A 15168-nucleotide genomic window follows, 5' to 3' on the forward strand; every position below is an offset into this window, starting at 1 on the left:
AAGCCTATGGATACCATTGAAAATCTTATTATCGCTATTGTGAAACCTTTGATTTCACAACCAGATAATCTTACTATAAAAATTGAAGATACACCTGAGTTTTTAGAGTACCATCTTGACTTAGATGCGCAAGACATCGGTCGTGTTATCGGGAAGAAAGGTCGCACGATTACTGCGATAAGATCGATTGTCTATTCGGTACCTACCCAAGGTAAAAAAGTACGTCTTGTTATTGACGAGAAATAAAAAGTTTGGAGCAGATCTTATGCGATTACTTTGTAATTGTATAAGACCTGTTTCTCTTTTTTATATTTGTAGTTTTTTGAAAACATTATCCCATATTGTTTTAAGTAAGGGAAATTGATAAAAGACAGATCGAAAGAGGACAACAATTTATTTTATGATTGATCCGCAGGGATTATTTTTATGTTCGTCATAATCGCATTCAAGCCTTTATGCATTTATGGAACTAGTCTGAATTGCATTGGTATTTTAACATCACTAGGAGATAATTTCCATAGTAAGATAAAAAAGTAAAAAAAGATATTGACAAGTGTTTTATTTTAGAGTAAAATAGTTTTTGTTCTGTTAATGAATGTGGTCCGTTGGTCAAGGGGTTAAGACACCGCCTTTTCACGGCGGTAACACGGGTTCGAATCCCGTACGGACTATCTTAGCCAGTTGCTGAAAGTGACTGGTTTTTTCTTTCTTATCGTGGTAAAATGTTTAAGATTAAATGTAGGTGGACATAATATGAAGTATTTTAATGTTGGAAAAATTGTCAATACACAAGGTCTTCAGGGTGAAATGCGAGTATTGTCAGTGACTGACTTTGCAAACGAGCGTTTTAAAAAAGGTGCTAAATTGGCACTTTTTGATGATAAAGATAACTTTGTCATGGAAGTTGAAATTGCTAGTCATCGTAAGCAAAAAAACTTTGATATTGTTAAATTTAAGGGTATGTATCATATCAATGCTATTGAAAAATTCAAGGGTTTTACTCTTAAAGTTGCAGAAGATGATTTATCTGAACTTGATGAGGGTGAATTCTACTATCATGAGATTATTGGACTTGAGGTTTATGAAGGAGATGTTCTAATTGGACAGGTTAAGGAAATCTTGCAACCTGGTGCTAATGATGTCTGGGTGGTCAAACGTAAGGGTAAGCGTGACTTACTTTTACCTTATATTCCCCCAGTTATTTTAAATGTAGATATTCCCAACAATCGTGTGGATGTGGAAATAATGGAAGGACTTGACGATGAGGATTGATATTCTAACTCTTTTTCCAGAAATGTTTGCTCCCCTTGAACATTCCATTGTTGGCAAAGCTCAGGAAAAAGGGTTACTAGAAATCAACTACCATAATTTTCGTAAAAATGCAGAAAAAGCTCGTCATGTTGATGATGAGCCATACGGTGGTGGGCAAGGGATGCTTTTGCGAGCGCAGCCTATTTTTGACACAATTGAGAAAATCAACGCTCAGAAGCCACGTGTTATTCTATTAGATCCTGCGGGGCGTAAATTTGATCAAACTTTCGCTGAAGAACTGTCTCAAGAAAATGAATTGATTTTCATTTGTGGACACTATGAAGGTTATGATGAGCGGATTAAAACCCTAGTGACGGACGAAGTTTCTTTGGGTGACTTTGTTTTAACGGGGGGAGAACTGGCTGCGATGACCATAGTTGATGCGACAGTGCGACTTATTCCAGATGTTATAGGAAAGAAAGCCAGTCATCAGGATGATTCCTTTTCATCAGGTTTGCTTGAATATCCTCAGTATACCCGTCCTTACGATTTTCGCGGTATGAAAGTACCTGATGTTCTTATGTCAGGGCATCATGAGAACATTCGTCTTTGGCGCTTGGAGCAAAGTTTGCGTAAGACTTTGGAGCGTCGTCCAGATTTATTAGAAAATTATGTTTTTAGTGAGGAAGAAGAGGCTATTTTTCGAAAGATTCTTGCAGAGAAAGACGTGAAAGCTAAAAATATGTGATATAATAGAAGGCATGCGGATTGTATGTCTCTTTATTTTTGTGGAGGTTTCATGCGGACAAAAGAGGTGATTGTTCTTCCCTACCAAGAGAGTTGGAAAGATGATTTTGAAAAAATTGCGCAAGAATTGCGAACTGTTCTTAGTGAGTTAGCTATCAGAATTGAGCATGTTGGAAGTACAGCTGTTGAAGGATTAGCAGCAAAGCCTATAATTGATATTGACGTTGTCATCTTATCAAAGGATTTTCCAAGTGTTGTTAAAAGCTTGGCTACCATTGGTTATCAGCATGAAGGTAATCTAGGGATTGAAGGCAGGGAAGCTTTTACGTATTCTGGTAAAGAGCATTTGCAAAGCCATCATCTTTATGTTTGTCCTGAAAATTCATCCGAGTTGAAACGTCATCTTGCTTTTCGTGATTATATGCGTAGTCACCCTGCTGCTGTTAAGACTTATGGAGCTATTAAACTGAAAGCAGCGCAGCTATTTCCCAAAGATATCGAGAGCTATATGGCTTATAAATCATCAGTCATTGAAGAAATTTATAAGGAGTTGGAAAAATAAATGTCAGAAAATCGTGAAATATATGATATTACAATTATTGGTGGTGGTCCTGTGGGACTCTTTGCAGCTTTTTATGCTGGCTTACGTGGAATGAAAGTAAAAATTATTGAGAGTTTATCAGAACTTGGTGGACAACCTGCCGTTTTATATCCAGAAAAAATAATTTATGATGTAGCTGGATTTCCCGCTATACCAGCAGGTGAGTTAGTAGAACGACTCATTGAACAGCTCAAACGCTTTGAAGACCGTACTACCATTTGTTTAAAGGAAGAAGTGCTAAGCTTTGAAAAGACAGATAATCTTTTCACTATTCAAACAAACAGAGCGCAACATTTGTCAAAATGTATCATTATTGCCTGTGGTAATGGTGCTTTTACACCACGTCCTCTGGGGGTGGACGGTGAAGAAGACTATGCTGACAATAACCTTTTCTACAATGTCCACAAGTTAGATCAGTTTGCGGGGCAGCGAGTGGTTATCTGTGGTGGTGGTGATTCGGCAGTAGATTGGGCAAATGCCCTTGATAAGATTGCCGATAGTGTAACCCTTATCCACCGTCGTGATGCTTTTCGTGCACATGAGCATAGTGTTGAGTTACTCAAAGAATCAGGTGTTCAAATTCTGACACCTTATGTACCTTTATCATTGAGTGGTGAAAATGGTAAGGTGACTAGTTTGACTGTGCAGAAAGTTAAGTCTGACAAGACAGTTGAACTTCCGTTAGATTCTCTTATTGTTAGTTTTGGCTTTTCGACATCAAATAAAAATCTTAAAAACTGGAATATTGACTACAAACGCTCAAGCATTAACGTGTCTCCGCTTTTTGAAACGAGCCAAGAAGGTGTTTATGCGATTGGTGATGCAGCCGAATACGAAGGTAAGGTTGATTTGATTGCGACTGGTTTTGGAGAAGCACCGACTGCAATCAACCAAGCTATCAAATATATATATCCAGACCGTGATAATCGTGCGGTTCACTCGACCTCATTGATTCAGGACGAAACGGTGAAGGACTGATTTCTTTTGGAAATCGGTTCTTTTTTTCTGAAAATGACATAAAATGATAGAAAATAGAAAAATTGTGAGAGAATTTGATAGAAAATGCTTGACATTGTTAAAAAATATAATATAATATAGCTGTAAACGATTTCAGGAGGTGATATTATTCTTAAGTCAAAACGCAAACAACTGATTATGGAAAAAATTACTGAAGATAGTTTTGTGACTTTAGAAGGGTTAGTTGAACTCTTACAAACATCGGAGTCAACAGTTCGCCGAGATTTGGATGAGTTGGAGGGTGAGCGTAAGCTTCACCGCGTTCATGGGGGGGCTGAACTTCACCACTCTCTTCGTGAAGAACTGACCAACAAACAAAAGTCTATCAAGAACGTTCATCACAAATCTTTGGTGGCTAATAAAGCATCGACTTTAATAAATGATGGAGATGTGATTTTTATTGATGCGGGGACAACAACAGAATTGTTAGTTGATCTTTTATATCAAGAGAATCTTACAGTAGTGACAGATTCTATTCATCATGCCGCCAAATTAGTTGATAAAAATTTTAAAACAATTATTATTGGTGGTTTTGTTAAGAATTCTACAGATGCTAGTATTGGTAGAGTTGCAGTTGAACAAATTTCTCAACTTAATTTTGATAAAGCGTTCATTGGTATGAATGGTGTTGATGAGGAATTTCTAACAACCCCAGATATTGAAGAAGCAGCAATTAAGAGAACTATTATTGAAAATGCACAAAAGTCATATGTCCTCCTAGATGCCACTAAGCTGGGACAAGTTTCTTTTGTCAAGGTAGCCCGGATTGAAGATGTAAGTCTTATTACAACAAAATCTGAGGGAGCCCTTCTAGAAAAAATTAAGGAGAAAACGGAGGTTATTGAAGTATGATTTACACTGTTACTCTCAATCCATCCATTGATTTTATTGTTCGTCTAGATCAGCTTGAGATTGGCGCAGTGAATCGCATGGACAGCGATGATAAATTTGCGGGTGGAAAAGGGATTAACGTCAGCCGTATCTTAAAACGACTGAATGTTGACAACACTGCCACAGGCTTTATCGGTGGTTTTACAGGACGATTTGTCGAAGATGGTTTGGTTGCAGAGTCTATCTCAACTCAGTTTGTCCATGTTGAGGAAGACACTCGTATTAACGTTAAAATTAAGGCAGGGCAAGAGACAGAAATCAATGGTGCTGGGCCAACGATTTCAGGTGAAAAATTAGCTGAATTGGAAGCTATCTTGGCTGGTCTCACTAGTCATGATACAGTAGTATTCGCAGGTTCAGCTCCTGCAAGTTTGGGGAACAAAGTTTACAACACTCTCATCCCAATTGCTAAAAAAGCGGGTGCAGAAGTTGTTTGTGATTTTGAAGGACAAACTTTGTTGGATTCTCTTGCTTATAACCCACTCTTGGTGAAACCAAATAATCATGAGCTTGCAGACATCTTTGGCGTTGAATTAAATGGACTAGCTGATATTGAAAAATATGCCCGAGAAATTCTCGCTAAAGGTGCTAAAAATGTCATTATTTCGATGGCTGGTGACGGAGCTCTCTTAGTTACTCCTGAAGCAGCATACTTTGCCAAACCGATCAAAGGAAATGTGAAGAACTCTGTAGGTGCTGGTGATTCTATGGTTGCAGGTTTTACAGGTGAATTTGTCAAATCTGGTAATCCAGTTGAAGCACTAAAATGGGGAGTTGCCTGTGGGACAGCTACAACCTTCTCAGATGACTTGGCGACTGCTGAACATATCAAAGAAACTTATGAAAAAGTAGAGGTAGAAAAACTATGAAAATTCAAGACCTTTTGAAAAAAGATGTCATGCTTTTGGATTTGAAAGCAACTTCTAAAGAAGCGGCTATTGATGAGATGATTACTAATCTTGTCAATAAAGGAATTGTTAGTGATTTTGATACGTTTAAGGCTGGTATCATGAATCGTGAAGCACAAATGACAACCGGTTTGGGAGAAGGTGTCGCAATGCCTCACAGCAAAAATGCTGCAGTTAAAGAAGCAACTGTCCTTTTTGCGAAATCAGCTAGTGGTGTTGATTATGAAGCGCTTGATGGTGCTCCAGTAGATTTGTTCTTTATGATTGCTGCACCAGATGGGGCTAATGATACTCACTTGGCAGCCTTGGCTGACTTGTCTAAATACTTGTTGAAGGATGGCTTTGCTGACAAATTACGTCAAGTAAAATCAGCTGATGAAGTGATTGCAACTTTTGATGCTGCTGAAGATGATAATAAAGCCGATGCAAACCAAACAACTACTCCAAAAGAAGGTCAAGATTTCATCGTTGCTGTTACGGCTTGTACAACTGGTATTGCACATACTTATATGGCAGAAGAATCCTTGAAAAAAGTAGCTGCTGAAATGGGTGTCGGCATCAAAGTTGAAACAAATGGTGCTTCGGGAGTCGGTAACAAATTGACTGCTGATGATATCAAGCGAGCCAAAGGTGTTATCATCGCCGCTGATAAGGCTGTTGATATGCCACGTTTCAATGGCAAACCGTTGGTATCGCGTCCAGTAGCAGATGGTATTAAGAAAACTGAAGAATTGATCACTATTATCTTAAACGATCAAGCGGATGTTTACGTTGCTAAGGATGGTGCACAAGGTGAGGCTACCTCGGAAGAAAAGTTAACTCTTGGTGGAGCTTTCTACAAGCACTTGATGAGTGGTGTGTCTCAGATGCTTCCATTTGTTATTGGTGGCGGTATTATGATTGCGTTGGCCTTTCTCTTTGATAATATCATGGGTGTTCCAAAAGATCAGCTATCAAATCTTGGATCGTATCATGAACTTGCAGCGATCTTTAAAGGAATCGGTAGTGCAGCATTTGGTTTCATGCTTCCAGTATTTGCTGGTTACGTAGCTTATTCTATCGCTGAAAAACCTGGTTTGGTTTCAGGTTTTGTGGCTGGAGCTATTGCTTCAAGTGGTTTGGCTTATGGAAAAGTTGCTTTCGCTGCTGGTGGAGAAGTAACTGCTAGTCTTGCTGGTGTTCCTTCAGGTTTCTTAGGTGCACTTGTAGGTGGTTTCTTGGCTGGCTGGGTTGTTAACTGCTTGAAAAAATATGTCAAAGTTCCTCGCTCACTGGAAGGGGCAAAATCAATCCTTATCTTGCCGCTTCTTGGTGTTATGATTACAGGACTCTTGATGTTGGCTGTCAATATTCCAATGTCTGCTATCAACACCGCCCTTAATGATTTCTTGACGGGATTGTCAGGAAGTTCCGCTGTCCTTTTAGGCTTGCTAGTCGGTGGTATGATGGCTGTTGATATGGGTGGTCCAGTCAATAAAGCGGCCTATGTTTTTGGGACAGGAACTTTGGCAGCAAGTATTGCTGATGGCGGTTCAGTAGTCATGGCAGCGGTTATGGCTGGAGGTATGGTTCCACCATTGGCTGTATTTGTTGCAACTCTTCTTTTCAAAGATAAATTCACTCAAGAAGAACGTGATTCAGGTTTGACCAATATCGTTATGGGGCTTTCATTTATTACTGAAGGTGCAATTCCATTTGGTGCTGCTGACCCAGCGCGTGCTATTCCTAGCTTTATGGTTGGTTCAGCTCTTGCAGGTGCACTTGTCGGCTTGGCAGGGATTAAACTGATGGCGCCACACGGAGGAATTTTCGTTATTGCACTTACTTCAAATCCGTTGCTCTACATTCTGTTTGTTCTAATTGGAGCTATCGTATCTGGTATTCTTTTCGGAGCTCTACGTAAAGTAAAATAAACTTAGTTTGGGTATAATCGGTTGGTTATCCTATCCAAAATCAGAGACTGGACTTAAGTCCAGTCTCTTTTCTCATAGTCGGTATTTCTATTTTGTCTAGGATAGAACTGAAGTTCATCAAATCAGGACAACAATATCTGAATTTGATTTTCAAAGAGTATAAGCATGATCTCATCAACTATGTAGAAGATGGAAAACCTCTTTTTTTATCGTATCATTATAGGATACAAGCATTATGGTTACTTTGAGTTTCTTCCTAAATGTGCTATAATGAGGGAGTTATGGAAAATTCAAATATTAAAGAAATTGCCCAAAAATTGGGTATCAATGAACATCAAATTGAAAAGGTTTTGGAATTGACGAATGAGGGAAATACCATTCCTTTCATCGCACGTTACCGTAAAGAAATGACGGGAAATCTGGATGAGGTACAGATCAAGACAATTATTGACTTGGATAAGAGTATGACAACTTTGGCGGAGCGTAAAGTAGCAGTCCTCGCCAAAATCGAAGAGCAAGGTAAAATGACTCCAGAACTTCAACGGGCGATTGCCGAAGCTGATAAGTTGGCTGATGTTGAAGAACTCTATTTACCTTACAAGGAGAAGCGTCGTACGAAAGCAACCATTGCACGTGAGGCAGGTCTTTTTCCTCTGGCTCGCCTCATTTTACAAAATAAGCCATCCCTTGAAGCCGAAGCAGCGAGTTATACTAATGAAGCTTTCCCATCAACAGACAAGGCGCTCTCTGGTGCAGTTGATATTTTGGTTGAAGCATTTTCAGAGGATAATAAACTCCGTTCTTGGGTCTATAACGATATCTGGTCGTACAGTTTTATAGTTTCAAAACTTAAAGATGAATCTGCTGATGAGAATAAAACTTTTCAAATCTACTATGATTTCAGTGAAAAAGTTAACGATATTCAAGGATACCGCATACTTGCTCTCAATCGTGGGGAAAAACTGGATATTCTAAAGGTTGGATTTGAGCATAATGTTGAGAAAATGTTACGCTTCATGGGAGCGCGTTTTAAAGATAAAAACGTCTATATTGACGAGGTAATTAATCAAACAATCAAGAAAAAAATTGTACCAGCCATGGAACGTCGCATTCGAACAGAATTGACAGAGAAAGCAGAAGATGGTGCTATCGGTCTCTTTTCTGAAAACTTGCGCAATCTACTCTTAGTTTCTCCTCTCAAAGGAAGGGTGGTACTAGGCTTTGACCCCGCTTTTCGTACAGGTGCAAAGTTGGCTGTTGTTGACCAGACAGGTAAGCTTATGACGACCCAAGTCATCTATCCAGTACCGCCAGCTAGCAGAGTAAAAATTGAACAATCTAAAGTTGATTTAGCAGAACTAATCCGAACATTTGGTGTGGAAATTATTGCTATTGGAAATGGTACTGCTAGCCGAGAAAGCGAGGCCTTTGTGGCAGAGGTGCTCAAAGATTTTCCTCAAGTTAGCTATGTCATCGTTAATGAAAGCGGAGCTTCTGTTTACTCAGCTTCAGAGTTGGCTCGTCACGAATTTCCAGATTTGACCGTTGAAAAACGCTCTGCTATTTCCATTGCTCGGCGATTACAAGATCCTTTGGCAGAACTAGTTAAGATTGATCCAAAGTCTATTGGTGTCGGTCAGTATCAGCATGATGTCAGCCAGAAAAAACTAGCGGACAACTTAGACTTTGTGGTTGATACGGTGGTAAACCAAGTCGGTGTTAATGTCAATACTGCCAGTCCTGCTCTCTTGTCTCATGTATCGGGACTGAATAAGACAATCTCAGAAAATATTGTTAAATATCGTGAAGAAAATGGCCGGATTCACTCCCGTGAAGAAATTAAAAAAGTTCCACGTCTGGGTGCCAAGGCATTTGAACAAGCAGCAGGTTTCTTGCGTATTCCCAATGCTGAAAATATTTTAGATAACACAGGGGTTCACCCAGAAAGTTATAAGGCTGTCGAAAAATTGCTGGGATTACTTGATATCGTTGAATTGGATGACTCAGCTAAGGCAAAACTGCTGGCAATCAATCTTGAGGAGATGGCAGAGCAGTTGCAACTTGGTCAAGAGACACTTAAGGATATTATTGCTGACTTGCTAAAGCCAGGCCGAGATTTACGTGATGAATTTGAAGCACCAGTTCTCCGCCAAGACGTTCTTGATATTTCAGATCTTGAAATCGGTCAAAAATTGGAAGGAACGGTACGAAATGTTGTGGACTTCGGTGCTTTTGTGGACATTGGTCTTCATGATGATGGGCTCGTACACATTTCTCAAATGAGTAATTCCTTTGTCAAGCACCCAAGCCAAGTAGTGTCAGTTGGAGATGTTGTTACCGTTTGGGTGTCGAAAATTGATAAGGAGCGTGGCAAAATCAATTTGTCTTTGGTAGATTTGCGTGAACTTAACTGATTATGTGAAAAAGGTTTCAGAGGAAGATTTTGGTAAGCCGTTTAGGCATCAGGCAGTTTGGAATAGCCGATTACGTTCAACTGGAGGACGATTTTTTCCAAAAGATGGGCATCTGGACTTTAACATCAAACTGTATGAAGAATTTGGCCAAGAAATCTTCAGAAGGATTGTTCGGCATGAACTTTGCCATTATCATCTTTATTTTGAGAAAAAAGGCTACAGACATCAAGATACTGATTTTAAAACACTTTTACAAAAAGTCGATGGGCTTCGCTATGCGCCAAAATCTCAAAAAGAAGAGGCAAGTTACCATATCTACTGTTGTCAAAAATGCGGGCAACAGTATCCCCGAAAACGTCTAGTTGACACCAAAAAATTTCGTTGCGGAAGATGCCTAGGGAAGTTAAAATTGCAATAATGTTAAAATCAGTCGTAAGGCTGATTTTATTTTACCTGAAATGAGTTATACTAGTAACATAGAAATTGTTAGAGAGGATCAAAAGATGAAATCGACATTTTATAAAGTGCGAAAGGGAAAAGTCGTTGGTGGTGTTTGTGCAGGACTAGCGGATAAGTTTGGTTGGGATTTACCTTTGACACGTGTACTAACAGCCCTACTTATGTATTTTACAGGCTTTGGCATTGTTTTATATATCTTACTAGCAATTTTCTTGCCTTACAAGGAAGATATCATTCGAGAGGATTTTGGGACAGGACCACGTCGTCGAAAAGATGCAGATGTTGTTAATGATGACAATAATGACGGTTGGTTCTGGTAAATTTATCTTTACGTCTTAGACTGAGTCTAGCTGTTCTAGGTAATAACAGGAACCTAGTATTGCGTAGCTCTTACTTTTTAAGAATTCTACTCTTCGAAAATCGTCTTCAAACCTTGTTGACTTGGTTTGCTGATTGCAAATCTCCAGCGGAGTCTTGCGACAGTCTGCCCCCCCGAAAACTAAAAAGTGGCAGCATTCTATTTTACACAGGGCTAATATAGATGATATTCGCTCTATTTATAGACTTTGAATGGCTGTCTGGTTTTCACAGAGTAATGACTATCCAGCGCCGATTAAACCGTTTATGATGATAGGATAGGGGCAGGCTCTCTGTCCTTTTTAGCAATATGCTTTTTGTTTTTTTATGTAACGAATTTTATTTTTCTGAAAATTGGTTAGCGCTTTCCTTTGAAGGTATTTATGGTATAATACTACCAAAGGAGAAATTATGGTAGTTACTGTAAAAATGCTAGTTGAAAAGGTCAAACTTTCTGTTATCTATGGTGATGAGGAACTTTTGGCTAAAGAAATTACAACAGCTGATATTTCGCGACCAGGTTTAGAGATGACTGGATATTTTGATTACTATTCCCCTGAACGTTTACAACTTTTGGGGATGAAAGAATGGTCCTATCTCATGAAGATGACGGAACATAACCGTTATCAAGTATTGATAGAAATGTTTAGACCTGAGACTCCTGCAGTTGTGGTTGCACGTAATTTGGATATTCCAGAGGAAATGCATCGTGCAGCGAAGGAAAGAGGATTAGCCATCTTGCAGAGTCATGTCTCTACTAGTCACTTATCCGGAGAGATGTCATGGTATCTGGATTCTTGTTTGGCTGAACGTACGAGTGTTCACGGAGTCCTCATGGATATTTATGGAATGGGAGTATTGATTCAGGGAGATTCAGGTATCGGTAAGAGTGAGACTGGACTTGAATTGGTTAAGCGTGGACATCGTTTGGTTGCAGATGATCGTGTAGATGTTTTTGCCAAAGATGAAGAAACGCTTTGGGGTGAGCCAGCTGAGGTTCTTAGGCATTTATTGGAAATTCGTGGTGTTGGTATTATTGATATTATGAGTCTTTACGGTGCCAGTGCTGTCAAAGATTCTTCACAAGTACAACTCGCTGTTTACTTGGAGAACTTTGAGTCAGATAAGGTCTTTGATCGTCTGGGTAATGGGAATGAGGAAATTGAATTATCGGGTGTTAAGATTCCTCGTATTCGTATTCCAGTTAAAACAGGTCGAAATGTCTCAGTTGTCATTGAGGCAGCAGCTATGAACCATCGTGCTAAACAAATGGGGTATGATGCGACTAAAACATTTGAAGAGCGCTTGACCCAACTAATTAGTCAGAATGAGGCCGCAGATGATTGATCCTATTGCAATTCAATTGGGGCCGTTAATGATTCGTTGGTATGCCCTTTGTATCATGTCAGGTGTAGTTTTGGCAGTTTATCTGGCTATGAGAGAAGCGTCTCGCAAAAAGATTAAGTCGGATGATATTTTAGACTTTATTTTAATAGCATTTCCTCTCTCAATTTTAGGTGCACGTCTTTACTACATTATCTTTGACTGGGATTATTACTCTACCCAACCTTTTATTGAAATGCTTGCTATTTGGCATGGTGGGATTGCCATTTATGGCGGTTTGATTACAGGAGCGATTGTTCTTTTTGCTTTTTCTTACTATCGTGTCATCAATCCAATTGATTTTTTGGATATTGCTGCACCAGGGGTGATGATTGCACAGGCAATCGGTCGCTGGGGTAATTTTATCAATCAAGAAGCCTATGGCAAAGCGGTTAAATCACTAGATTACCTTCCTGATTTTATTCGTAAGCAGATGTATATTGATGGTAGTTATCGAGTGCCCACTTTTTTATATGAGTCCTTGTGGAATATTTTAGGTTTTGTCATTATTCTCATTTTACGACGTAAGCCTCAGCTTCTCAAGCAAGGTGAAGTCGCTTGCTTCTACCTAATTTGGTATGGCTGTGGTCGCTTCGTGATTGAGGGAATGAGAACAGATAGTTTGATGCTTGGTGGTTTACGTGTGTCACAGTGGCTATCAGCAGTATTAGTTTTTACTGGATTTTTGCTAATGGTTTGGCGACGGTATAAAAAGTCTATTCCATATTATCAAAATTAGAAAAAGGAGAATTTATGGTTGGTATTGCTTTATTAATTATTGCGATTGCATTTGCTATTTTAATTGGTGTGTGCATTCCCGTTGTTATTAAATTTCACCGCACAGTAGAGGCTATAAATGAAACTATTGATGAAACAAAGCAAACCTTGAAGGTATTGTCAAGTGACATAAACATCACTCTTCATCAGACGAACGACATTTTAGCCAAGGCTAATGTTTTGGTGGAGGATGTTAATGGAAAGGTCGCAACAATCGATCCACTTTTTGTAGCAATTGCTGACTTATCTGAAAGTGTGTCTGATCTTAACACACAGGCACGCTATCTCAGTAAAAGAGCTACTTCCGCCACTTCAACTGCAGGAAAAGCTAGTGCAGCACTTGCTGTCGGTAGAGTTGCTTCAAAACTATTTTCTAAAAAAGGTAAATCATAGTTTACCGGTTTGAAAGATATTTTTTGTTTGGAGGAGAAAGATGAATAAATTTTTTAAAACAGTTATCGTAGGTGCCGTTTCAGGTTTTGCGGCAGCTTACTTCCTATCAACGGAAAAAGGTAAAGAAATCAAAGAACGAGCTACTAAAGCTTACGAAGCCTATAAAGAGAATCCTGACGAATACCATCAAAAGGCTAAAGAAAAAACCGCAGAATATACTAATTTGGCAACCGATACGTTTAATGACTACAAAGAAAGATTTGAATCTGGTGAGTTGACGGTTGATGACGTGCTTGCCACTGTTAAAACAAAAGGTGAAGATGCCTTGAACTTTATTGCTGAAAAGGTATCTGAGATAACAGAAAATCAGAAACCAAATGATGATGTTACTGTTGATGCCGACTTTGATATTAAAGAAGACAACACTGAAGAAGATATCATTATTGATTACCCATCATCTGAAAGCAAAGACACTGAGAAAGATTCTAGTGATGAAGTTTAGTTAAAAAGAGTCGGGAACAAAATTATCCCCAACTAATGCAAAAGCAACGGTATTAATACCGTTGCTTCAGAATGAAGACAAATATCTCGATTGATGTTTGTCTTTTTCTGTTTATAGAATTTAAATCGCCTCTTTTTACTAAAATAGAGGGTATTTGTACAATATAAAAAGGCTTCCCTGCCCTTATTTTTACCAATTTCTTTAGATTTAAACACGCCAAAGTCAGTCCAACTTTATCTTCCATTTTGGACTTGCCTTTCTCTCTTGTATAACGAAGATTGTGGTACTCTTTGGCTGTCCCAAAGAGGCGTTCAATGGTTTCTTTGCGCTTCTGGTAGAGCTCCTTCATGCCCTTTCGATGTCGAATCTCTTCACAGGTTTCTAAAGCCTCTTTCCAAATGTGTCGCGTTACCACTTTCTGCTTGTTCTTGCTTTCTGTACAAATGGATAAGAGTGGACATGTAGCACAGATAGCTGGATCACTCTTATATTCCCGATAACCTTCTCTGGTTGTAGTGCGATAGGTTAAGACCTGATTCTCAGGACAGATATAACAGTCATAGTATTCATCATAAACAAAGTCCTTAGACCGCAGTTTTCCCTTCTTTCCTCTCGGTCGTGTATACGGAAAGACTGGAGTAATCTCTTGTTCTAGGAGGAAGCGAGCGATACTTGGGGTCTTATAGCCAGAATCGGCAATGAGAAAGCTAGGCTGAAAGGGTTGGAGTTTAGCGAAGAGTGCAGGAAAGGCCTGACTGTCATGGACATTGCCAGCCTCAACGCTATAAGCCAGAGCCCAACCATGCTTGTCACAAGCCACCTGAGCTGTATAGGCAAACACCTCTTTATGATCTCCTTTGTGAAACCAACCACTTTCTGGGTCAGTTGTGGAAATTTTCTTAGCGACGGGCTCCGGCTCTTTTGCGAGCCCTAGCGGCTTTTTTGCGTGCTTTTCTCTATCCCTATTGATTTCAATCTCTAGCTGATCACTCATAAACTTGCCTTGCTTTTCAATTTCACGATTGATGAATTTACGGTTATTCGCTGCAGCCTTGATATGAGTACCATCAATGAAAATTTCTGTTGGATCTATGAAGCCTGCATTGACACAGAGCCCTAAGATATGGGTGAAAATGCCTTCAATAACCTGTCTATCTTGGAAACGACGGACATAGTTCTTTCCGTAGGTAGTGAAATGAGGCACCTTATCATCCAGTCGAAGACCAAGAAACCAACGGTAGGCAGTGTTCACTTCAATTTCCTTAATGGTTTGGCGCATGGAACGAATGCCGAAGAGACACTGAAGGATTGGAATTTTAATGAGCAGAACAGGGTCAAGACTAGGACGCCCTGTTTCATCGCTATAGCTATCTGCGACTAAGTCATAGATAAAGGAGAAGTCAATAGCTTCCTCTATTTGACGAAGGAGATGATCTTGAGGAACAAGGTCATCTAAACTGTAGAAACCAAATTGACCGCGATTGTAATCTGGATTTTCTTTGTGTAACATAGCGATTCTCCCTCTGCTTATTAACTGGATTCCTATCTCTATTAT

15 protein-coding genes, 1 tRNA gene and 1 pseudogene are annotated in these 15168 nt (G+C 39.4%); 16 read left to right on the forward strand and 1 reads right to left on the reverse strand.

Annotated features, from left to right (window positions below; translation table 11 throughout):
* Nucleotides 1–6: 6 nt before the first annotated feature.
* From ABZ559_RS04110 to ABZ559_RS04185, 16 genes are all read left to right on the forward strand, one after another.
* On the forward strand, nt 7–246 hold the full coding sequence (locus tag ABZ559_RS04110; protein WP_012658259.1) for a KH domain-containing protein: 240 nt from the start codon (nt 7–9) through the stop codon (nt 244–246).
* A 353-nt stretch (nt 247–599) separates the two neighbouring features.
* Nucleotides 600–671, forward strand: a tRNA-Glu gene (locus tag ABZ559_RS04115).
* Nucleotides 672–753: 82 nt separating this feature from the next.
* Entirely contained in the window at nt 754–1272 is a 519-nt protein-coding gene (gene rimM, locus ABZ559_RS04120; RefSeq protein ID WP_018374850.1) for a ribosome maturation factor RimM, read from the forward strand.
* The gene (gene trmD, locus ABZ559_RS04125; RefSeq protein WP_317334641.1) at nt 1262–1999 is read left to right on the forward strand and encodes a tRNA (guanosine(37)-N1)-methyltransferase TrmD; all 738 of its coding nucleotides are present in this window, start codon (nt 1262–1264) and stop codon (nt 1997–1999) included. Before rimM ends, trmD begins: the two co-directional genes overlap by 11 nt.
* Nucleotides 2000–2050: 51 nt before the next feature.
* Nucleotides 2051–2560 (forward strand): GrpB family protein, encoded by a 510-nt coding sequence (locus tag ABZ559_RS04130; RefSeq protein ID WP_277290739.1) that lies wholly within the window; start codon nt 2051–2053, stop codon nt 2558–2560.
* Nucleotides 2561–3577 (forward strand): NAD(P)/FAD-dependent oxidoreductase, encoded by a 1017-nt coding sequence (locus ABZ559_RS04135; RefSeq protein ID WP_277290740.1) that lies wholly within the window; start codon nt 2561–2563, stop codon nt 3575–3577. It begins immediately after the preceding gene.
* A gap of 147 nt (nt 3578–3724) precedes the next feature.
* Nucleotides 3725–4468 (forward strand): DeoR/GlpR family DNA-binding transcription regulator, encoded by a 744-nt coding sequence (locus tag ABZ559_RS04140; protein WP_277290744.1) that lies wholly within the window; start codon nt 3725–3727, stop codon nt 4466–4468.
* Nucleotides 4465–5376: a 1-phosphofructokinase gene (gene pfkB, locus ABZ559_RS04145; RefSeq protein ID WP_367007320.1), complete on the forward strand. Its 912-nt coding sequence runs from the start codon at nt 4465–4467 to the stop codon at nt 5374–5376. Before ABZ559_RS04140 ends, pfkB begins: the two co-directional genes overlap by 4 nt.
* Nucleotides 5373–7328, forward strand: a complete 1956-nt coding sequence (locus tag ABZ559_RS04150; protein ID WP_367007321.1) for a fructose-specific PTS transporter subunit EIIC — start codon at nt 5373–5375, stop codon at nt 7326–7328. Before pfkB ends, ABZ559_RS04150 begins: the two co-directional genes overlap by 4 nt.
* A gap of 281 nt (nt 7329–7609) precedes the next feature.
* Nucleotides 7610–9742, forward strand: coding sequence for a Tex family protein (locus tag ABZ559_RS04155; protein WP_367007322.1), 2133 nt, complete (start codon nt 7610–7612; stop codon nt 9740–9742).
* Entirely contained in the window at nt 9729–10160 is a 432-nt protein-coding gene (locus ABZ559_RS04160) for a SprT family protein (protein ID WP_083907180.1), read from the forward strand. Before ABZ559_RS04155 ends, ABZ559_RS04160 begins: the two co-directional genes overlap by 14 nt.
* A gap of 85 nt (nt 10161–10245) precedes the next feature.
* Nucleotides 10246–10521: a PspC domain-containing protein gene (locus ABZ559_RS04165; RefSeq protein ID WP_018374841.1), complete on the forward strand. Its 276-nt coding sequence runs from the start codon at nt 10246–10248 to the stop codon at nt 10519–10521.
* Between the two features lie 448 nt (nt 10522–10969).
* Nucleotides 10970–11905 (forward strand): HPr(Ser) kinase/phosphatase, encoded by a 936-nt coding sequence (hprK, locus tag ABZ559_RS04170; protein ID WP_018374840.1) that lies wholly within the window; start codon nt 10970–10972, stop codon nt 11903–11905.
* On the forward strand, nt 11898–12680 hold the full coding sequence (lgt, locus tag ABZ559_RS04175; RefSeq protein WP_367007323.1) for a prolipoprotein diacylglyceryl transferase: 783 nt from the start codon (nt 11898–11900) through the stop codon (nt 12678–12680). The genes hprK and lgt overlap by 8 nt, the downstream gene beginning before the upstream one ends.
* 14 nt (nt 12681–12694) lie before the next feature.
* Nucleotides 12695–13111, forward strand: coding sequence for a DUF948 domain-containing protein (locus tag ABZ559_RS04180; protein ID WP_367007324.1), 417 nt, complete (start codon nt 12695–12697; stop codon nt 13109–13111).
* A 40-nt stretch (nt 13112–13151) separates the two neighbouring features.
* Nucleotides 13152–13613 (forward strand): YtxH domain-containing protein, encoded by a 462-nt coding sequence (locus ABZ559_RS04185; protein ID WP_018374837.1) that lies wholly within the window; start codon nt 13152–13154, stop codon nt 13611–13613.
* A gap of 32 nt (nt 13614–13645) precedes the next feature.
* Here the strand turns inward: ABZ559_RS04185 and ABZ559_RS04190 are convergent.
* Nucleotides 13646–15123, reverse strand: a pseudogene (locus ABZ559_RS04190) (IS1182 family transposase).
* Between the last annotated feature and the right edge of the window lie 45 nt (nt 15124–15168).

This window comes from Streptococcus sp. ZY19097 (genome assembly GCF_040731245.1).
GTDB lineage: Bacteria > Bacillota > Bacilli > Lactobacillales > Streptococcaceae > Streptococcus > Streptococcus orisratti.